This window comes from Agrobacterium sp. 33MFTa1.1, from assembly GCF_004328495.1.
In the GTDB taxonomy this organism is placed as follows: Bacteria; Pseudomonadota; Alphaproteobacteria; order Rhizobiales; family Rhizobiaceae; genus Agrobacterium; species Agrobacterium pusense.
In genome coordinates, this window is sequence record NZ_CP036360.1 from 388,291 (window position 1) to 406,938 (window position 18,648).

Sequence of the window (18,648 nt, forward strand, 5' to 3'; positions counted from 1 at the left end):
TAGTCGAGTTAACCGCACTGCGAGTTACTAGTGGCCGAATTTTTAGTCATCCCACCACCGCCGCCGAAAACGCGGATTTGATCAGTGTTTTCGTATATTCAGCCGACGGCCGGTTGAAGATGGCGTTTGTCTCTCCCTCCTCGACGATCTTTCCGTTTCTCATGACGATGACGTAATCTGAAATGGCCTTGATGACGGACAGGTCGTGGCTGATGAAGATGTAGGAAAGGCCATGGGCCTTCTGTAGATCACGCAGGAGGTCGATAACCTGGCCCTGAACGGACCGGTCCAGCGCCGACGTGGGTTCGTCAAGAATGATGACCTCTGGTTTGAGAATAATGGCGCGGGCAATGGCGATACGTTGGCGTTGCCCCCCGGAAAATTCGTGGGGGTAGCGGTTGCGGGCGGCGGGATCGAGGCCCACTTCCTTCAGCGCCTCGATTGCGCGCCTGTCCCGTTCCGCACGGTTGAGGTTCTGGTCGTGAACGAAGAGCCCCTCGGTGATGATCTCGCCTACCGTCTGTCGCGGCGAAAGCGAACCATAGGGGTCCTGGAACACCAGTTGGAGATGCCGCCGTAGCGGCCGCATGGCCTTTCGATCAAGCCCGGTGATTTCCTGTTTTCCGAAGAAAATCCGGCCATCGGCCTGGATCAGGCGCAGCAGAGCGCGACCGAGCGTGGATTTGCCTGACCCGGATTCGCCAACAATGCCGATCGTCTGTCCCTGATGAAGATTGACGTTCACGCCATCAACGGCCCGGAACTTGCTCGATTTCGACAGGAAGCCGCCCGGAATTGTGTAATCGATCGTTACGTTCTGGCCGGAAAGCACGATCGGAGCCTCTCGGCTGACTGCAGGCTTGTTCCCTCGGGGCTCGGCATCGAGAAGCATCCGGGTATAATCCGCCTTCGGGCGCTCGAAGATATCCTCCGTTGTCCCAGCCTCCACGATTTCCCCCCGGCGCATGACCGCGACGCGATCGGCAAAGTGGCGGACGACGCCGAGATCATGCGTGATCAGCACGATGGCCATCCCGAAGCGTTGCTGCAGCGACTTCAAAAGATCAAGGATCTGGGCCTGGATCGTAACGTCGAGGGCGGTGGTCGGCTCATCCGCAATCAGGATGTCCGGCTCGTTCGCGAGCGCCATGGCGATCATGACGCGCTGGCGCTGACCACCGGAAAGCTCGTGAGGATAGCTGTCTATACGCCGCTCGGGCTCCGGAATTCCGACGAGCCTCAGCAGTTCGAGAACGCGTGCGCGCGCCTCCTTTTTACTGCCACCGCGGTGGTGAATGATCGGCTCAGCAATCTGCGCACCGATCCGGTAGAGAGGATCGAGCGAGGTCATCGGCTCCTGGAAGATCATGGTGACTTTCGCGCCACGGATTTTGTTCAGCTCGCCGACAGGCAGTCCAAGAAGTTCCCTTCCGCGATATTTCGCCGAGCCGCTGATGGCGCCATTGGATGCAAGCAATCCCATGATGCCCATCATCGTCTGGCTTTTGCCCGAGCCGGACTCCCCGACGACTGCGAGCGTTTCACCCTGTTTAACGTCAAGGTCGATGCCCTTGACGGCATGGACAGTGCCATCCGGCGTGGTGAAATCGACCTTGAGGTCGCGAACGGAAAGAATGGTGTCAGTTGTCGTCTTCATGTCAACGATCCTTGGGATCGAGTGCATCACGCAACCCATCGCCGACGAAATTCAGCGAAAACAGGGTCAGCACGAAAAAGATCGCCGGGAATATCAGAAGCCAGGGGGCGGACTGGATATTGTTGGCACCTTCGGAAATCAGCGCGCCCCAGCTTGTCAGGGGCGCCTGAACGCCGAGACCGAGGAAGGACAGGAAGCTTTCCAGAAGAATGACTTTGGGCACGACGACCGTCACGAACACGACAACGGGTCCGATCGTATTGGGGATGATATGACGGCGGATAATCTGCCAGTCGCTTAGTCCCAGAGCCTGCGCCGCACTGACAAACTCCCGTCGTTTCAAGGCGAGTGTCTGGCCACGCACGATGCGCGCCATGTCCAGCCATTCCACTGCGCCGATGACGAGGAAGATCAGGATGAAGCTGCGGCCAAAAAAGACGACCAGAACCACAACCAGAAAGACGAAGGGCAGTGAATAGAGGATTTCGACGAAGCGCATCATCACATTGTCCACGCGCCCGCCAATATAGCCCGCTGTTGCACCGTAGACCACGCCGATTCCCAGGGAAACGAGGCTCGCCAGGACACCGACCGCAATCGAAATCTGACCGCCAAGCATGACGCGCGCAAGCATGTCGCGGCCGTTGGAATCTGTACCGAAGAAAAAGTATTCGCGGTTGACGTCGCCTTCCAGCTTCAGCGTGCGTCCGTCGTCTTCGGTCGCAATCACCCTGGTATTTCTGAATTCATTGGCACGGTCGAAGTAGCGTGTTGCGCGCGGATCGATTGCGCTGCTGGAGGCGATGGTCGCCGTGAAAGTCTGGCCTTCAACGGCAAATTCCTTCAGCTCGACGCGGGCCCGGCTCGCAACACCCTCCATCACGTCCTGAAGGTTATTCACATCCGGGCGTGGCTCGAGACTGGGTGCCACCGAGACATAGGAGGAAAACACCTGATCATAGGTATGTGCCAGGAAATGAGGCCCGACAAACGAGAACAGAGTAATAAGGAGCAACATGACGGAACCCGCCATGGCTGCCTTGTTGCGTCTGAAACGCAGGACTGCCAGCTGGAACAGGCTGCGGCTTTTGATTTGTTGCGAATGAGAGTTAGTGCCGGGGCTATCAGTCATGTCTGACCCTCGGATCAAGAAGGCCGTAGAGAATATCGACGACTAGATTGAACAGGATGACGAAAATGGCGACGAGAACAACGGTGCCCATTACCAGCGTATAGTCACGATTGATGGCGCCGAGAACGAAGTAGCGGCCGACACCGGGAATGGTGAAGATCGTTTCGATGACTGCCGAGCCAGTCAAAAGCGCGGCGGCGCAGGGAGCGAGATAGGAAACGACCGGCAGCATTGCCGCGCGCATGGCGTGGAAAACGACGACGCTGCGTGCGGGAAGGCCATAGGCCTTGGCCGTGCGGATGTGGTCCATTCGCAGTGCCTCGATCATGGCACCGCGCGTCAGCCGGGCAATGACCGCAAGCTGCGGCAGCGCAAGTGCGATCATCGGAAGAATGAGGTAGCGTAGCGACCCGTCACCCCAGCTGCCTGCCGGAAGAAGCCCGAGCAGCACGGCAAATACAAGCGTGAGAACAGGGGCCACGACGAAGTTCGGGACGGTGACGCCCACTGTCGAGATTGACATGATCGAGAAATCGAAAGCGCTGTTTTGCCTGAGTGCTGCGAGCGTGCCGGCGAGCACGCCGCCCACCAGAGCCAGCAACAGGGCATAACAACCCAGTTCGAGCGAATAGGGCAGGCCCTTGCCGATCAGCTGCGCGACGGTGTTGTCCTTATAGATGTAGCTTGGGCCAAAATCGCCGGTGACGGCATTGCCGAGATAGATGAGATACTGGCGCCATAGTGGCTCATCCAGATGATAGGTTCTCATCAGATTTTCCATGGTCTGCGGGGGGAGGGGACGTTCGAGATTGAACGGACCACCGGGCGCAAAACGCATCAGGAAAAACGAGATCGTGACGACGATAAACAACGTCGGCACGGCGCTCGCCAAACGGCGCAGAAACCGGCATCGACATGGCTGTTCCGCAGAGCTCAACCCTTGCGACCCAGGATACGGCATCCGATGCGGCAAGGCGCAATTTTGCCGAAACCTTCGGACGAGTGGCCGACCGCACGATCCAGCGCAATATGGATGTACAGCCGACGCTGCAAATCCGGCCCGGCTATAAATTCAATGTGCTAGTAGATCAGGACATTGTCTTTTCAGGGAAATATCGTTGAGAAAGCAGCCTAGCCCTAGTCGCCGTTTCCTTCCGTGGCCAGCGCGGCATAGCTAAATCACGAAGCATGCCAACTGAACCGCACCGGGTTTGCCGGAGGCCATTTCGTTTAAGTTATGCTTGCCACGGCCGGTGCGTCCAGCATGGCGTAATATCGTTCTTCGGCTTCGGCTGGCGGTATGTTGCCGATGGGCTCCAGAAGGCGACGGTTGTTGAACCAATCTACCCATTCCAGCGTGGCGAACTCCACGGCTTCGAAGTTTCGCCACGGTCCTCGCCGATGGATGACCTCGGCCTTGTAAAGACCATTGACCGTTTCAGCGAGAGCGTTGTCATAGGAACCTCCAACACTCCCGACCGACGGCTCGATGCCCGCTTCCGCCAGCCGTTCGGAATAGCGAATGGACACATATTGCGATCCGCGGTCGGAATGGTGAACCAGTCCTCCACGGTGGACGGGCCGCCGATCATGAAGCGCCTGGTCGAGGGCATCGAGAACGAAACCCGCATGGGCAGTCCGGCTTGCTCGCCAACCGACGATGCGGCGAGCGAAGGCATCGATCACGAACGCGACGTAAACAAAGCCCTGCCAAGTGGCCACATACGTGAAATCAGAAAGCCAGAGCATGTTGGGCGAAGGCGCGAAAAAGTGCCGGTTCACCCGGTCGAGCGGACAAGGCGCGGCCTTGTCCGACACGGTGGTTTTGACGGGTTTGCCACGGATGATGCCCTGTAGTCCCATTGCCCTCATGAGCAGAGCAACAGTGGAGCGGGCGATGTCGTAGCCTTCTCGCTGCAACTGCCGCCAGACTTTACGCACGCCATAGACCTGGAAGTTCTCGTTGAACACCCGGCGTATTTCGATCTTCAAACCGATATCGCTGCGGGCCCGGACCGACAGGCGATCCACATCCAGGCGCTTGGCAACGTTCTCGTAGTAGGTTGATGGGGCAATCGGCAAAAGCCTGCAGATCGGCTCGACCCCGAACACGCCACGGTGTTCGTCAATGAACGAGATCATCGTTTGAAGGGGCGGTCGAGCTCCGCCATCGCGAAATGAGCAGACGCCTTGCGCGAAATCTCGTTGGCCTGACGAAGCTCGCGGTTCTCGCGCTCAAGAGCCTTCATCTTCTCGGCCGCGTCGCTCGGCAAGCCTGCTCGTTTGCCGCTGTCGACCTCGGTCTTCTTCACCCATTCATGCAGCGCGGCTGGCGAGCAACCGATCTTGCCCGCAATAGATGAAACGGCAGCCCACCGCGATGGGTGCTCAGCCTCGTGATCCAGCACCATACGGATGGCGCGTTGGCGGACTTCGGGTGAAAACTTGTTCGTTGTCTTGCTCATATCGGCTCCACTCTCTCAGAAGTTGGAGCCTCCGGCAAACCCGGTGCGGTTCAAGGTGTTGGCTTGATTTCACTGACGGTTCCCGACATGGCCATCCAAGCCTACAAGCGATCGCGCGGCTTCTTGTATCTACGAAGAACGGAGAAGAAGAAGCCCGAATCGTCTTCAATCACAAGCATGCCGCTGCCAGCGTCTGGGACGATGACGAGCTGAAGGAGGAATTCAACTATTCCACCGAATATCCGGACGGCGTGCTTCCTTGGAAGACGGTTTCTTTTAGCAATCCGGCGAGCGACCATCGTCGATGCTTGGGCGTTCTCCATGCCAGATTCCTGCTGCGGTCACCTGAACGTCGCCACCACGCATGTCACCTTTCACGAGAGTGGCGTCGCACCCTCGGTTTTACCGGCCTCTTGCAGGAACAGGCTGTAGCCGATCGAGTGATCCGCGTACTTGAAGGCGAGAATACTTAGTACGGAGGCGATCATGGCCGCCAGAATCAACCGCATGTGTTAGACCTCAAGATGTTATCGCAGAGAGTTATCGTCGTTTGGCGTGTATCTCTGGCCCGGAAACCCTATCGAATCGGCGCGTCCGCCGTAAGCCCCGCGGGTCTCTCCAGAAGGACTTTGACGACGACACATCGAACGTAGTTTGGACCAATCGAGCATGACAGCTATACCAATGGTTGGCGTGCCACCTTTCGGCGAACAAGGTGTGAGGTCCCCGCCTCAACGCGGTTCTATGCCGAATTCCTGCGCATCCAGATCCTGTTCGAGTTTGACGAGCGCGCGATCGCTGATTTCGCCAGTCCGATACATCTTGAGTAGCTCGGCGCGGCCGGCTTTGATCGCTGCCAACATCGCTGCGGACGGTGGCATGGCGGCGCGTGCTCCCGCAGCCCCGGCGAGCGACGAGGCTTCGCGGTCGGCACGGTTCCGGTAGTGCTCAAGCAAGCAGCGCTCCTCGTTGGAAGTTTGCGAGCTGACGGCCGCCGAGAACGCCTTGAATTGAGCCTGGGACAGCCTCATTCTCGCCGTCGCCTCGTCTCGGGCAAGCCGCTCCGCGCTTTGCGATCCGGTCGAGGGCAAGAACTTCACCAAGAGCGGCAATGTCGGCCCCTGGATCAAAACGGTCACGAATATCACGCCAAACGCCGATACCAGAATGAAATCCCTGCCGGGGAAATCCTCGGGGAGAGCCAGCGCGGCCGCGAGGGTGACCGGCCCCCGAATACCCGCCCAGCCGAGGATCATCGTGATCGAAAAGTCGGGCTGCATTCCAGCGCGTAGGCCAAGGCGGCGCGCTAGCCTCCATAAGGCGTCCGAGCCGAACAGCCAGATAAACCTCGAGATCAATACGACCCCGACGATCACCCCGGCGGGAAATGTGAGTTCGGTCATCGCCTGATCGCTGGTGGCGATCCTATCCAAGGTCTCCCTCAGGGACAGTCCGACAAGAATAAACAGGATCGACTGGAGGACGAAGACGAGAATTTTCCAATAACTACGGGCGGCAATTCGAGTCGCTGCGGAGAAAATCTCGTGTTGCCGCCATCCGAGTATCAGGCCTGTCGTCACTGTCGATAGCACACCGGAAACGCCGATCCGCTCGGCGGCTATGTAGGAGGACGCTGCAAGCAGCATGGTTCCGGTGATGACGATCTCGCTGCGTGCCAGTCGCTGTAGCACCAGCATACCCGCATGGCCGAGGCAGTAGCCGACGGCGATGCCGCCGCAGGCGACCAACGCGAACATGCCGAGTGCCTCTGGAACACTGAAAGAGCCCGCTGCAGTCCAGGCGACCGCAAAATGGAAGAGCACCAACCCGCTCGCGTCATTCACCAAGCTTTCGCCGCCGAGCACCGTGGTGACCCGCGTGGGAAGGCGAAGCTTCTCTAAAACGGCTTTCACTGCAACCGCGTCGGGAGGCGAGACGGCCGCACCCAACGCAAATCCGACGGCCCAGGGAAGTTCGGGAAACATCACATGGAACGCCACACCCACACACGCCGACGTAAAGAACACCGCGCCGACGGCCAAGGAGACGATGGTGGCCGAGTGGCGCTTGAAGTCACGCCACACCGTGGCGTAGGCGCTGCTGAGCAGCAGCGGCGGCAGGAACAATACGAGGATCAAGTGCGGATCGAAGGTCACACTCGGGATGCCGGGGACAAAGGCGAGTGCCGCGCCGCCGCCGATCATCGCCGCAGCCGGAGGAAGCCGCAGATATCGAGCCATCAGCTCCAGGATCACGACCACCAATAGCAAGAGCACCAAGAACTCGTACTGAGACTGCAGCGACATCGATTCCCTTCCGCCCTTATTTACCTCGGATCGGAGAAAGCCTTAGAGATTTGCGGTAAGGGAGGAAGATACACGTCGGTGTACCTGTCACGGTACGCCGAAAGGCGTCCGGGAATGCCTGACCTAAAAACTGCTGTGCGGGGAACTATAGCCGACGCCAATTTCTTTCGAGTGCAGCGACAAAAAGCCGGATCGCAAGTTGAACGCGCGCACATACATGATCGAATGCCTTCAATTTTCTATGGTGCTGACATGGCCGGGAATGACTGGCCTCCTCTTCCTCCTGTCCTGACGGGTATGCGGGCGAGGTGCCCCCGGCGCGGTCAGGGAAAGCTTTTCGACGATTTCCTGGCGCTCAAACCGAAGTGCTCAGCGTGCGGGTAGGACTACTCCTTCGCCGACCCGGCGGACGGCCCCGCGCTCTTCGTCATCTGCTTCACTTGTGTCCCGGCGGTTGCGGCGGCCTCTTGGATCGAGATTGCATTCAACCCTCCATTTTGGGTCCATCTCGTGACCTCGTTGCCGCTTGTCCTGCTGGCTTGTATCCTTCCGCGTCGCTCCCTCAAAGGATGGTTGATCAACAGCCAATATTTCTACAAAGCCGAAGAGGGAAAGATCGGCTGGGAGTTCCGGCGGAACACGCAGGCAGCAGCGAAGAACGAGACGCCCATAAACAAGGTATGACGCCGCAGGCGTGCCGTACAAATCGGCGCGCGTGTCACCATGGCGTCAAGAGGCCGCCCTGATATGCACCGGGGTCGCCTTATAGGAGGGCGTCCCGGATTTCTTGTCGAAATGGCTTAGCGCCACCAGCACGTTCAACTCCGGGAAATAGCCTGCCGCCGAGCCGCGCGCGATGTCGTATTTTACTGCCGTGAAGCCAGCGACGACCCGCTTCACGCTCTCGTCCTCACCGTCGTCCGGAGCGGCGACGATGTCGACCTTCGAGCCGTCTTCCAGCCCACGCTCCTCGAGGTCGATGGCATTCATGAAGACGACGTCCCGGCGGCCGAACACCCCGCGGTAGCGGTCGTTCAAACCGTAGACAGTCGTGTTGTACTGGTCGTGGCTCCGAACGGTCGTTAACGTAATGATGTCCGGGTAGGAGAGGCGAGGGTCTTCCTCGATCTCCAGCGCGACTATGAAGTTCGCCTTGCCGTTGCTCGTCCGCCATTCCCGCCGTGAGGCGGGTATGTCGAGGTGGAAGCCACCCGGCTCGCGTATACGCTTGTTGAAATCGTAAAAGTCGGGAAACACGGTCTCGATCTTGTCGCGAATGCGGTCATAGTCCGCGACCATGCCATCCCAGTCGATGCCGTGTCTTTCGCCGAGGGTAGCTTTTGCCATTCCGGCGATGATGGACGGTTCGGAGCGGAGATGTTCGCTTGGCGGATTCAAGAAGCCCCGAGACGCATGAACCATGCATGTCGAGTCCTCGACGGTAACCGACTGAAGTCCGCCCTCCTGAAAATCGACGTCGGTTCGCCCGAGTACGGGTAGAATCAAAGAGTTCTCGGCGATCAGGAGATGGGACCGATTGAGCTTCGTGCATAGATGGACCGCGAGTTCGAGCTTCCTCATTCCGGCGAATACCCGGTCGGGATCGGACATGGCGACCGCGAGGTTTCCTCCAAGACAGATCAGGGCTTTCGATCGTCCGGCGATGATCGCGTCGATGGCCTCGACGGCGTTGTGTCCCTTCTCGGCGGGCGGGCGGAAGCCAAAGGCCCTTTCCATGCCGTCGAGCAGCAACTTGTTCGGGATTTCGGTGATGCCGACCGTACGATCGCCCTGCACGTTCGAGTGACCCCGGAGCGGGCAGATGCCAGCACCGGGCTTCCCCATGTTGCCGCGCATCATGAGGAGGTTGGCAAGCTGCTGTACATTGGAGGTGCCGTTGCGATGCTGCGTGATGCCCATGCCGTAGCAGACGATGACACGCTCCGAACGCACGTAGACGAGGGCCGCGCTGTCGATCGCGGCCCTCGTCAGACCGGACTTCTTTACGATGAGGTCCCAGGTGGTGTTCGCGAGGTCGGCCAGTAGCGCGTCGAAGCCAGCCGTATGGGTCTCGATGAATTCGCGGTCGAGCAGGCCGCTGCCTCCGTTGGCCAGGTCTTCCTGATCAAGTTCCACCACCCGCTTCATGATGCCCTTGAGCGCGGCAACGTCGCCACCGCTCCTTACCTGATGATAGGCCGAGGCGATGGGTGTGGAAGTCAGCGTGACCATCTCCACCGGGTTCTGGGGAGCGGCAAACTTCTCCAGGGAGCGTTCCTTGAGGGGATTGAAGACGATGATCGGGACGCCGCGCCGTGATGCGTCGTGCAGCGTCGTCATCATGCGCGGATGGTTCGTTCCCGGATTGTGGCCAAAGCTGAAAATGGCGTCGCACTGGTCGAAGTCTTCCAGAACGACTGTGGCCTTTCCGATCCCTATAGAAGCGGGCAGGCCGACGCTCGTCGCTTCGTGGCAGAGATTGGAACAATCGGGGAAATTGTTCGTACCGTATGCGCGGACAAAAAGCTGATACAGGAAGGCCGCCTCGTTCGAAGCGCGCCCCGACGTGTAGAACTCGGCCATCCGGGGATCGGGAAGTGCGTTGAGTTTGGTGCCGATAACGTCGAACGCCTCGTCCCAGGTGATCGGTCGGTATCTGTCCGTGGCCTTGTCGTAGACCATCGGGTGTGTCAGCCGACCCTTGCCCTCAAGCTCGTAGTCGTTCCAACCCCACAGCTCGCTGACGGGATGCTGCTCGAAGAAGTCCGGTCCGACGCGCTTGGCGGTGGATTCCCATGTGACGGCCTTCGCGCCGTTCTCGCAAAACTCGAAGGACGACGTGTGTTTCGGGTCGGGCCAGGCGCACCCGGGGCAATCGAAGCCGTCAGGCTGGTTCGATTTAAGCAGGGTCATCGAGCCCTGTACGACGATCTTTTCATGGATAAGAGCTTCCGCGGTAGCCCTCAAGGCATCCCATCCGCCAGCCGGGCCGCTGTAGTCCTCGATACCGTCGGGGCGCTTGTCGGTCATCACCATCTCCATTCGTCTTTGCAGAGAGAAGACCACACGTAGCGGCGTTCGCGTGAGACATACTCAAGTATGCGTAGATGTGCCGAAAGCCGATCCCGTAGTTTCGAACGATGGGCTAAGGCCTGTTGAGATTCATCTGGAGTTTATGACGGCTGCTGCGAGATGGATGATGGCGTTGAAGCTCTGGTCTGTTTTGTCGGCGCGCATGGCGATGCGCTTGAATTCCTTGAGCTTGCAGAAGAAGTTCTCGATGAGATGACGCCATTTGTACATCTCGGCGTCGAACGGCAGTGGCTTGGCGCGGCGCGGATGCTGGGAGATGACAACCTTGGCGCCGCGTTCGTCGAGGTCGGCGATGATGGCGTTGCTGTCGAAGGCCTTGTCGGCGATCAGCGCGCCGAAAGCGACGCCGTCAATGAGCGGCGGCACGCCGACGGTATCGAAGCGATGGCCGGGCAGCAGGACGAAGCGGGCAAGGTTGCCGAGTGCGTCGATCAGCGCGAGGATTTTGGTGGTCATGCCGCCCTTGGAACGGCCTATGGCCTGGCTCTGAGTCCCCCTTTTGCGCCCTGGCCGTGGCGGTGGACCTTGACGATGGTGGCATCGACCATGGCGTATTCCATGTCGGGCTCGTCCGAGCAGGCCTCAAAAAGCCGCACGAAAACATCGGCTTTGACCCAATCACGGTATCGCTTGAAGACGGTGTTCCAGTTGCCGAAGAAGGCGGGAAGGTCACGCCACGGACTGCCGGTACGCACCACCCACAGCACCGCTTCGATGAACCGTCGGTTATCGCTGCCGCTTCGCCCGGGGTCCGTCGGCTTGCGCAGGCAGTGCGGCTCCATCTTCGCCCATTGGGCGTCAGTCAATACGAATCGTTCCATCCGAAGCTTGAATCACAAACAAGCCACGGCGGGAATCCTGAATCTCAACAGGCCTTAGGCCGCATCATGCAGCGGGCAAAATCGGAGACAAGCGCCATGTACATCGAAACGATGACGAAATTCGCTGAGGCGGGGTCTCACAAAGCCGAGATGGTGAACAACCAGCTTTCCGGATTTTTCATCGGCGCAATTCTGGCAGGAGCTTACATCGGCTTCGGCGACATCGTTATGTTCACGGTCGGCGCTCACCTCGACCAGGCGTGGTCGCATCTGGTCATGGGGGCTGTGTTCGCCTCTGCCCTGACGATCGTCGTGTTCGCGGGCTCCGAGCTTTTCACGGGTACGGCGATGTACATGTCCTTCGCGCTGTTCCAGCGTCGGGTTTCGACTGCCGACGTGTTGAAAGTCTGGACGGCTTGTTGGATCGGCAACCTGGCCGGAGCGATACTTCTGGCGGCGGTCTTCCGCGCGGCGGGCGGCGGCGTCCTTCTGGGGGACGGAAGCGCGCCTTTCTATGCGGCGGTTGTCACGAAAATGTCGGCGTCGCCGCTGGTGCTGCTCGCAAAAGGATTTCTGGCGAACTGGCTGGTGTGTCTCGCCATCTGGATGTGTGGCAGAACGGAGAACGATGCCGCCAAGATCGCCCTCATCTTCTGGCCCATCATGATATTCGTGGCCGCAGGCTTCGAGCACTCCGTGGCGAACCAGTTCACGTTCGCGCTGGCGCTGATGGGCAACGCGCCGGACGGCGTGAGCGTGTCTGGCGCTCTCTATAACCTCTCGATGGTAACCATCGGGAACCTGCTGGGAGGCGTCGTCATGCTGGGGTTTGCCTACAAGGCACAGGAATTCGGCGTTGGCCACGAGGGCCATTACAAGCCCCTGCCGATTTCGGACAGGAAGGGTACCCGTCACAGTACCTCGGAGCGGGCCTGAATTTCGCGGTGTTCGGATATGAGCGGAAGCATGCTTTCAGCACGGATCGCCCCAGCTTCGCGCAAGCCCGGGAGGCGATAGATGTCCCGCAACCGGAGATGGAGATTCCATGCGAGTAGGATCAGCTTCAGACATCTACCAACTTTTCGTACCCAAAGCGAAAATCAAGGACAACGGCGAAGCACCCGAAGAGCGACCAGCGCCGACAATCAGCAGCTCTGGCGGCAGCTTCGGAAACGACGGGATCGCGGCCGCGTTCCTCGCCCGGCTCGCCAAAAGCAACTTCGAGCGTGACGATACGAATGGCGACGGTTTCGTCGACCAGAAAGAGTACATCGACGCCAAGACACAGGTCAGATCCGACGGCTATCAGGCAAGCGCGTCCGACGTCCAGAAGACGTGGGGCGAACTGGACAAGGACGGAAAGGGCCGTCTCAACGAGCAGGAGTACGCCGAGGGATTTTCCTCGATGTTCAAGGTCAAAGTCGGGACCTTCGATAAACCGCTTAGATAGGCGCTTGTCACGCTGCACAGATATCGGGACCCCGATTGTCCCGATATGATGCGTCGAAACCCGCCGCTGCGATATCGACGAACCTGCCGTCGGCAACGATGTCGAGGGACATTTCGGGTCGGCGGCGTAAACTGAAGAGCCATCCCTTCACTCGTACTGATGCGGAGCGTTCCCCTCGGCGTCGAGCGGAAGCGGTTCAATCGGTCGATCGTGCCAACGGCACCATGTATCTCCGACAGAAAGGCCTCGCCCTCATCCGTGAGGAACACGCTTCGCGTAGTCCGCCGGAACAGACGCACCCCGAGATCAGCCTCGAGTCTGGCCAAAGCGCGACTGAGCGCCGATCGGGAGATGTCGAGCTGGGCAGCCACGACGCGAAAATTACGGCTCGCACTCAGCGCAATAACTCACCGGAGCGACTGGAGGTCGACGTCCTAATGCACTTTCAGACAGCTCTGTCGAAACGGCGCTGATATCGCTCATGCGCGGCACTTGGCCGTCGGCGCTCTGACCGCTGCCATAAGGTGGGGATTGGACGAGGTCCATGTAGAAAAGCCGTTCCTCATGAGGAAGCTTTGCCAGCGTCGATTCGAACATCTCTTCGGCTTCCGATGAGTTCAGCATTCGTCTGAGCGTTGTGGCAGCTCGCAACTCGTGAAGCGAATTTCCGCTGTCGCAGGCCGTCACGTAAGCTTTTCTGAGGTCCGCATTGCCCTCGTCCATGTGCCCGTCGAGGGGGCCTGAAATCAGTAACGTGCCCCTTATTCGCAGGAGATCGGACATCTGGAATATCTCTCCGCCAGTCCGCGCGGTGCTGATCGCGGTCTCGATGTGCCGAATTGCGTGCGATACTTCCCCGAGGGCGGCATATGCTTCTGCCAAGGCAGCATGAAAGCTCACCAGCATATGTTCGTGATTTCGGGATGTCATGACTTCGATCGCGCTTACCAGCATCGTCACGCCTTCCGCCGCAGAGCCCTGGCGCACGCGGACTTCCCCGCTAAGCCCTTTGCTAACCGCATGAAACGCGGCAAGGGAATGTCGTTGCGAAACTTCGGCCAACCTTTCGATCATGCCGTTGGCGACCGCCAGATCGCCTTTCCAGATGGCATTTGAAGCGGCGTACGCGAGGGCGATGCAAAGCGGAATGGGATGGCTGTAGGCGGCGGCGCTGTCGATCGCGTCGCGAGCGGTGATTTCCGACCGCCTACCGTCGCCTTGGAGAAGCTGTACGCGCGCGAGCTGGACCTTTGCCCGAATGAATTGGGTGAACACCACGAGTGTCAGATCGAGATCGACGGAGCCGCCGACCGGACATGATTCTTCGAGGACCCGGCGGGCACCGATGAAGTCACCGTTGTAGGCATGGCAGATACCCTTCATCCAGAGTACGAGCCGCCTGGCGACGACGTCGGACGATCCCATGCATGCTGTCTCGGCGGCATCGGCTATTCGCGCGCCGGCGTAGCAGTTCCCCGCCCGCATGAGGAAAATGTTGAAGCCTGCGATGATTTCGAGCCTGAGCCTGAGATTACCGAGGCTATCGGCGATTTCCAGGGCGCGTTCGAACGAAGCGGTGACGATATCCCGCGCCTCTCTGACGATGATCCCCGAAACCGCACGGGCTTGATGCAGCAAAGCCTCCGCGACCTCGTCCATCATAACCGAAGGGAGCGACGAGAGCGCCCGATCGCTCCACCTGAAACATTCCTCAAGAAGGGATAGCTCCAGGAACAGCGGGGACGAATAGGCGACGAGTTGGGCTCCGAGCTCCGGGTCACCAGCCTCGCTGTAACACCAATCGATCGCGCTTCTGACATTCGCCAACGCCTCGGGAAGGATTTTCGATACACCGCTCAGATGAAACGGGTCCGCCTTTTGGGCATGGACCCTGAGTAGGTCGAGGAAATACTCCGCATGGGCGCGTGCCACGCGCTCCACCTCCGGCGGGTCGCAATGTAGCTTGTCGAGCGCGTATGCTTTCGTCGTTTCCGCCAGCCTGTATCTCAGCGCGCCGTTTGCGCTCAGGACACGGGAGATCAGCGATTTGTCCGCCAGCGAGTCGAGCACGTCGTCGGTCTCGATTCGAGATATTTTCGACGCCGCCTCGGCGGTGAACGGCCCGCTCAACCATCCGGCTCTCCGCAGGACTAGCTTTTCGTCCGGTGACAGGAGGTTATAGCTCCAATCATGCAGGGCCAGCACGGTCTGGTGACGTGGAAGCGCGGTCCGACGGCCGCCCCAATGGATTCCAAACCTCTGCTGGAGCAACTCGAGTGTCCGGGAAAGGCCGTGAGACGCGGCGCGCGCCGCCGTCAGCTCTAGGGCGAGAGCCATCCCGTCTAGCCTGCGGCATATCTCCGCTGCAAGATCGATTTCACCTTGCCCGAGCTCGGTCGCGCCACCTGCCGCGGCCATCCGGTCGAGAAACAACTGTACCGCCGGAAAACGGCGGGTGTCATCGCCGACCACGTCAGCGGCTGGCGTCGTCAAAGGAGTGATCTTGTAGACTTGCTCGCCTTCGACCCGGAGCGCTTCGCGACTGGTCGCGAGAATGCAAAGCTCCGGGCAGTAACGGTGCGCCCGTTCCGCCAACTCTGCCGCGGCTTCGATGACATGCTCGCAGTTGTCGAGCAGCAGGAGGATTCTCTTCTCCTTGAGGAAATTGCAGACCACGGCAACGGCCGCCTGCGCGGGAGCTGCGACTCCGAAATGGGAGGCGACGGTTGTCGCGACCAAGGCTCCATCCGTCACCGGAGCGAGATCGACAAAAAGAACACCATCCCGGAAACCATCCGACATCTTGTGGGCCACGGCGATCGCGAGCGTGGTCTTGCCCATTCCACCCGCGCCGAGAACGGTGACGAACCGATGGGATACAAGACGCTCGCAAGTCTCTTCCAATGCCGCCTCCCGCCCAACCATTCGGAGGAGCGGCGGGGGGAGGTGATTTTCGGTTTTCGCTATCGGTGCAGTAACCGTGTCACCTCGTGCGACGTCGGTCTCGACTTCCGCCGAAAGCATGTAGCCGCGACCGGACACGTTGCTGATGAACGCCGCGCCGCTATCGTTCGTCCCGAGCGATTTCCGCAGTGCCGAGATATGCACCCGCAGGCTCACCTCGTCGACGACGGTATCCGGCCAGGCTCTGGCGGTCAGATCGCGCTTGGAGACAACAGTACCGCCGTTTTCCACGAGAACCGACAGAAGGTCGAACGCACGGCTTCCGATCGACACTGGAACGCCGTCGCGTTCCAGTCGTCGTTCTATCGGCAGAAGCCTGAACGACCCGAACCTGTAGGACATTCGCGATCTCCTGCAGCAGCCGGGTTTCCCGGCGGAGGCGACCGGTTCTTACAGGTTGGAAGCGGCCGCTGTTGAACACTGCGGCCTCTGGATTCCCGAGGGCGCTTTGCCACGATACGCCCCCGCGCAACGTTGCGCGATGCAAACCAAAGTATGCATCGCAATACGCATCTAGTTGAGGGCCGTAATCTTTCGCAGCTCTGTCGATTCGGCGAGTGTCTGCTGAAGGACGTCGTACTTCCTGACAAGGTCCGGCAATGTGCGCGAATTCATTTTCCGCATCACTCTCCCGCGATGAACCTTGACCATGATCTCGCTGATACCGAGGTCATAGGCGATGACCTTGTTCATCAGTCCGCTCGTGACGGCTTCGAAAACCTGGCGTTCCCGGGGGGTGAGGCTGACTGCGCAGGACCTGATCGACTGGCGGGCAATGAAGGCGCTCCGTTCCCGATGGTCCAGCTCGAACGCCGCTGCGACAGCCCGAAGCAAGGCGTGCTTGTCGATCGGCTTGAGCAGGAAGTCCACCGCACCGGATTTCATCGCCTCGACGCTGGCGCGAACATCGTCCACCTGACTGACATAGATGACGGGGAGGGTAGCGCCGGGCTGGTCCCGGATCATCCCGCGATCCATGCTGCCCTGATCCGCGCTGATCACGACGCACCCGGCGCGGGGCCCATCTGAAGCGGAAGCGAATTCTTCGCTATCGTCATATTCGGCCACGTCGTAGCCGTTGTCACGAAGCAAGCGGGCCACTGCGGCGCGGCTTGCGAGGTCGCTTTCGACCAGATGGACGGTCTGCTGCGGTGCGGGCGACTGGCTGGCCATATGGATGTCGGTGCTGAGTTGCATGTCTGAATCTCCTCGCTGTTGACCACATCACTTTCGGCGAGAAAGTTCGTGTCGGCGAGTTAAGAGACGTTGGAATGCGAAAAGGTATGTTGTGCGTCTGAAGTTTTGTTGGGGTGAAGAAACAAAAGATAACGCTCAGGCGCGTCGCACGCCGAATTCTTGAAAATATTATGCTTTATTAGACGCATAACGAAATTTAACGACCATTAACTGCGTACAGTCCGTGATGATGGCGTATTCCTCCGGGCATAGACGCCCCGGAGATAGATCAATGGCATACCGACAATCGCAAAACTTACAGGTCATCCTCCCCGTTCAGGTACTGCCGGAGACGATCGACAATTTCTTTACCGCTCTGAACGAAGAAGATCTCGGCGGAGTTGTCAGAGGCTTCGCCAGTGATGCCGTCATCAATGACCAGATGCAGGAGTTGTCCGGCATTGACGAGATCATCGGCTGGGCCGAACAGGACATCATCGGCTTCCATGTTCGTGCGATCATCCTTGATATACGACTCCGGTCCTCTGGTGCGATCGTTTCAGCGAAAATAACAGGCGATTTCGACGCCCCCGGTCTGCCCGAACCGCTGATCCTGCTCTTTTACTTCGTGCTCAGCGACAACCTCATCGATCAACTCATCGTCCTGAGGAGCGGCGTATGATCCGCCGGACCTACGGCATTTTGCAAGATGCCCACCAAGACGCAATCATCAGTCACAGGAGTATTTAAAATGTCCGAATTTTCGAAAGTAGTCGTGCTCGGCGGAAGCGGCATGATCGGAGCAAGGGTCGTCGAAAGGCTGAAGGGTCTCGACGTCGAGGTCGTCGCGGCTTCCCGCCGAACCGGAGTGAACACGATCACTGGGGAGGGACTTCTGCAGGCCCTCTCCGGGGCGAACGTTGTCGTCGACGCGTCGGATGTCCACTCGTTCGACGAGGAGACGCTTCGGGACTTTTTCGTCGTTTCGGGAAGGAACGTCGCGAAGGCGGAGATAGAGGCGGGCGTTAAGCACCATGTGACGTTGTCGATCGTGGGAGTAGATCATCTGCCCGGCAACCCATACTACGCCGCCAAGGCGCGACAGGAGCAAGTGGCCCGATCTTCCGGGACCCCTTTCACGATCGTCAGATCCACCCAGTTTTTCGAGTTCCTGCCAACCATTTCCGGGGGGTTCGCAAAGCAGAACTCGGTAAATCCCCCCGACGCGCTTCTGCAGCCTATCGCCGCCGACGATGTGGGTGGTATTCTGGCCGAGATCGCACTGGAAAAGCCGAGAAATGCGGTGGTTCAGATCGCGGGGCCCGAGCGCGACGCCATCGCGCACTGGCTGCGCAGGGCGTTTTCCGTAACGAACGACACAAGGGTGGTCACCGCCGACAGGATGGCGACCTGGTTCGGGGCACGTTTGGAACAGGAATCCCTGGTTCCGACCCATCCAGATCGCATGGGTACCATGTTTTTCGACCGGTGGTTCACGACTCCGTCGGCTCGCTTGGCACTTGGTGGCAATCGCTATGCCACCGCCTCGGCGGAGCTGGAGCGGCAGATCAAAGTCTGACGCCA

At 59.4% G+C, this 18,648-nt stretch carries 15 protein-coding genes, 3 pseudogenes and 1 other annotated feature; of the genes and pseudogenes, 6 read left to right on the forward strand and 12 right to left on the reverse strand.

The genetic code is table 11. The annotated features are described in order from the left end of the window. Positions 1-46: 46 nt before the first annotated feature. Genes EYD00_RS25285 through EYD00_RS25295 form a run of 3 tightly spaced genes read right to left on the reverse strand, consistent with a single transcriptional unit; the run spans position 47 to position 3,750 of the window. Positions 47-1,657, reverse strand: coding sequence for an ABC transporter ATP-binding protein (locus EYD00_RS25285; RefSeq protein WP_193604427.1), 1,611 nt, complete (start codon positions 1,655-1,657; stop codon positions 47-49). 1 nt (position 1,658) lies between these two features. Further along, the gene (locus EYD00_RS25290; RefSeq protein ID WP_131258970.1) at positions 1,659-2,789 is read right to left on the reverse strand and encodes an ABC transporter permease; all 1,131 of its coding nucleotides are present in this window, start codon (positions 2,787-2,789) and stop codon (positions 1,659-1,661) included. After that, positions 2,782-3,750 carry an ABC transporter permease subunit gene (locus EYD00_RS25295; RefSeq protein ID WP_131258972.1) on the reverse strand — a complete coding sequence of 323 codons (969 nt, stop codon included), beginning with the start codon at positions 3,748-3,750 and terminating at the stop codon, positions 2,782-2,784. The genes EYD00_RS25290 and EYD00_RS25295 overlap by 8 nt, the downstream gene beginning before the upstream one ends. Here EYD00_RS25295 and EYD00_RS25300 point away from each other — a divergent pair. Next, positions 3,693-3,911, forward strand: a pseudogene (locus EYD00_RS25300) (TrbI/VirB10 family protein); the annotation flags it as partial. The gene EYD00_RS25295 and the pseudogene EYD00_RS25300 overlap by 58 nt on opposite strands. 108 nt (positions 3,912-4,019) lie before the next feature. Here EYD00_RS25300 and EYD00_RS25305 read toward each other — a convergent pair. The 4 genes from EYD00_RS25305 to EYD00_RS25315 form a co-directional block, all read right to left on the reverse strand. Next, positions 4,020-5,254, reverse strand: a protein-coding gene (locus EYD00_RS25305) for an IS3 family transposase (protein WP_131258974.1) whose coding sequence is annotated in 2 segments (ribosomal slippage) — positions 4,020-4,960 and positions 4,960-5,254 — 1,236 coding nt in all. Because the reading frame shifts where the segments join, the coding sequence is not laid out codon by codon here. Beyond that, positions 4,857-4,973: a sequence feature (AL1L pseudoknot), on the reverse strand. Its footprint overlaps the gene before it by 117 nt. A 101-nt stretch (positions 5,255-5,355) precedes the next feature. After that, positions 5,356-5,577, reverse strand: coding sequence for a hypothetical protein (locus EYD00_RS25310; protein ID WP_034495387.1), 222 nt, complete (start codon positions 5,575-5,577; stop codon positions 5,356-5,358). A 51-nt stretch (positions 5,578-5,628) separates the two neighbouring features. Next, positions 5,629-5,763 (reverse strand): hypothetical protein, encoded by a 135-nt coding sequence (locus tag EYD00_RS26305; RefSeq protein ID WP_256366760.1) that lies wholly within the window; start codon positions 5,761-5,763, stop codon positions 5,629-5,631. Between the two features lie 222 nt (positions 5,764-5,985). After that, on the reverse strand, positions 5,986-7,560 hold the full coding sequence (locus EYD00_RS25315; protein ID WP_034495390.1) for a Na+/H+ antiporter: 1,575 nt from the start codon (positions 7,558-7,560) through the stop codon (positions 5,986-5,988). Positions 7,561-7,812: 252 nt separating this feature from the next. On the opposite strand from EYD00_RS25315, the pseudogene EYD00_RS25320 reads away from it, so the two are divergent. Then, positions 7,813-8,244, forward strand: a pseudogene (locus EYD00_RS25320) (DUF983 domain-containing protein). A 45-nt stretch (positions 8,245-8,289) separates the two neighbouring features. Here the strand turns inward: EYD00_RS25320 and EYD00_RS25325 are convergent. Together EYD00_RS25325 and EYD00_RS25330 are read right to left on the reverse strand one after the other, a co-directional pair. Continuing rightward, a complete protein-coding gene (locus tag EYD00_RS25325) occupies positions 8,290-10,590 on the reverse strand; it encodes an FdhF/YdeP family oxidoreductase (protein WP_034495491.1) in 2,301 nt (766 codons plus the stop codon). 132 nt (positions 10,591-10,722) lie between these two features. Then, positions 10,723-11,474 (reverse strand): IS5 family transposase gene (locus EYD00_RS25330; RefSeq protein WP_131258976.1). Its coding sequence is split into 2 segments (ribosomal slippage): positions 10,723-11,144 and positions 11,144-11,474, totalling 753 coding nucleotides; the frame shifts between segments, so codons are not numbered across the junction. A gap of 96 nt (positions 11,475-11,570) precedes the next feature. Between EYD00_RS25330 and EYD00_RS25335 the strand changes: the two genes are divergently transcribed. Next, positions 11,571-12,410, forward strand: coding sequence for a formate/nitrite transporter family protein (locus EYD00_RS25335; RefSeq protein WP_051674083.1), 840 nt, complete (start codon positions 11,571-11,573; stop codon positions 12,408-12,410). Between the two features lie 109 nt (positions 12,411-12,519). Then, a complete protein-coding gene (locus EYD00_RS26310) occupies positions 12,520-12,924 on the forward strand; it encodes an EF-hand domain-containing protein (protein WP_034495397.1) in 405 nt (134 codons plus the stop codon). Between the two features lie 305 nt (positions 12,925-13,229). On the opposite strand, the pseudogene EYD00_RS26390 reads toward EYD00_RS26310, so the two are convergent. From EYD00_RS26390 to EYD00_RS25350, 3 genes and pseudogenes are all read right to left on the reverse strand, one after another. Next, a pseudogene (locus EYD00_RS26390) lies at positions 13,230-13,295 on the reverse strand (hypothetical protein); the annotation flags it as partial. A 10-nt stretch (positions 13,296-13,305) separates the two neighbouring features. Further along, positions 13,306-16,230, reverse strand: coding sequence for an ATP-binding protein (locus EYD00_RS25345; RefSeq protein ID WP_034495399.1), 2,925 nt, complete (start codon positions 16,228-16,230; stop codon positions 13,306-13,308). Between the two features lie 171 nt (positions 16,231-16,401). Next, on the reverse strand, positions 16,402-17,085 hold the full coding sequence (locus EYD00_RS25350; RefSeq protein WP_051674086.1) for a response regulator transcription factor: 684 nt from the start codon (positions 17,083-17,085) through the stop codon (positions 16,402-16,404). Between the two features lie 271 nt (positions 17,086-17,356). Here EYD00_RS25350 and EYD00_RS25355 point away from each other — a divergent pair, with 271 nt between their 5' ends. Beyond that, positions 17,357-17,746: a Cif family virulence factor gene (locus tag EYD00_RS25355; protein WP_034495401.1), complete on the forward strand. Its 390-nt coding sequence runs from the start codon at positions 17,357-17,359 to the stop codon at positions 17,744-17,746. Positions 17,747-17,815: 69 nt separating this feature from the next. Beyond that, positions 17,816-18,643 (forward strand): SDR family oxidoreductase, encoded by an 828-nt coding sequence (locus EYD00_RS25360; RefSeq protein WP_081859317.1) that lies wholly within the window; start codon positions 17,816-17,818, stop codon positions 18,641-18,643. The last annotated feature ends 5 nt before the right edge of the window (positions 18,644-18,648 follow it).

Bases quoted from the DNA above. Each gene is read 5' to 3' on its own strand.
- EYD00_RS25285 (WP_193604427.1), bottom strand. From the start codon at position 1,657: ATGAAGACGACAACTGACACCATTCTTTCCGTTCGCGACCTCAAGGTC.
- EYD00_RS25290 (WP_131258970.1), bottom strand. From the start codon at position 2,789: ATGACTGATAGCCCCGGCACTAACTCTCATTCGCAACAAATCAAAAGC.
- EYD00_RS25295 (WP_131258972.1), bottom strand. From the start codon at position 3,750: ATGCCGTATCCTGGGTCGCAAGGGTTGAGCTCTGCGGAACAGCCATGT.
- EYD00_RS25310 (WP_034495387.1), bottom strand. From the start codon at position 5,577: ATGGAGAACGCCCAAGCATCGACGATGGTCGCTCGCCGGATTGCTAAA.
- EYD00_RS26305 (WP_256366760.1), bottom strand. From the start codon at position 5,763: ATGCGGTTGATTCTGGCGGCCATGATCGCCTCCGTACTAAGTATTCTC.
- EYD00_RS25315 (WP_034495390.1), bottom strand. From the start codon at position 7,560: ATGTCGCTGCAGTCTCAGTACGAGTTCTTGGTGCTCTTGCTATTGGTG.
- EYD00_RS25325 (WP_034495491.1), bottom strand. From the start codon at position 10,590: ATGACCGACAAGCGCCCCGACGGTATCGAGGACTACAGCGGCCCGGCT.
- EYD00_RS25335 (WP_051674083.1), top strand. From the start codon at position 11,571: ATGTACATCGAAACGATGACGAAATTCGCTGAGGCGGGGTCTCACAAA.
- EYD00_RS26310 (WP_034495397.1), top strand. From the start codon at position 12,520: ATGCGAGTAGGATCAGCTTCAGACATCTACCAACTTTTCGTACCCAAA.
- EYD00_RS25345 (WP_034495399.1), bottom strand. From the start codon at position 16,230: ATGTCCTACAGGTTCGGGTCGTTCAGGCTTCTGCCGATAGAACGACGA.
- EYD00_RS25350 (WP_051674086.1), bottom strand. From the start codon at position 17,085: ATGCAACTCAGCACCGACATCCATATGGCCAGCCAGTCGCCCGCACCG.
- EYD00_RS25355 (WP_034495401.1), top strand. From the start codon at position 17,357: ATGGCATACCGACAATCGCAAAACTTACAGGTCATCCTCCCCGTTCAG.
- EYD00_RS25360 (WP_081859317.1), top strand. From the start codon at position 17,816: ATGTCCGAATTTTCGAAAGTAGTCGTGCTCGGCGGAAGCGGCATGATC.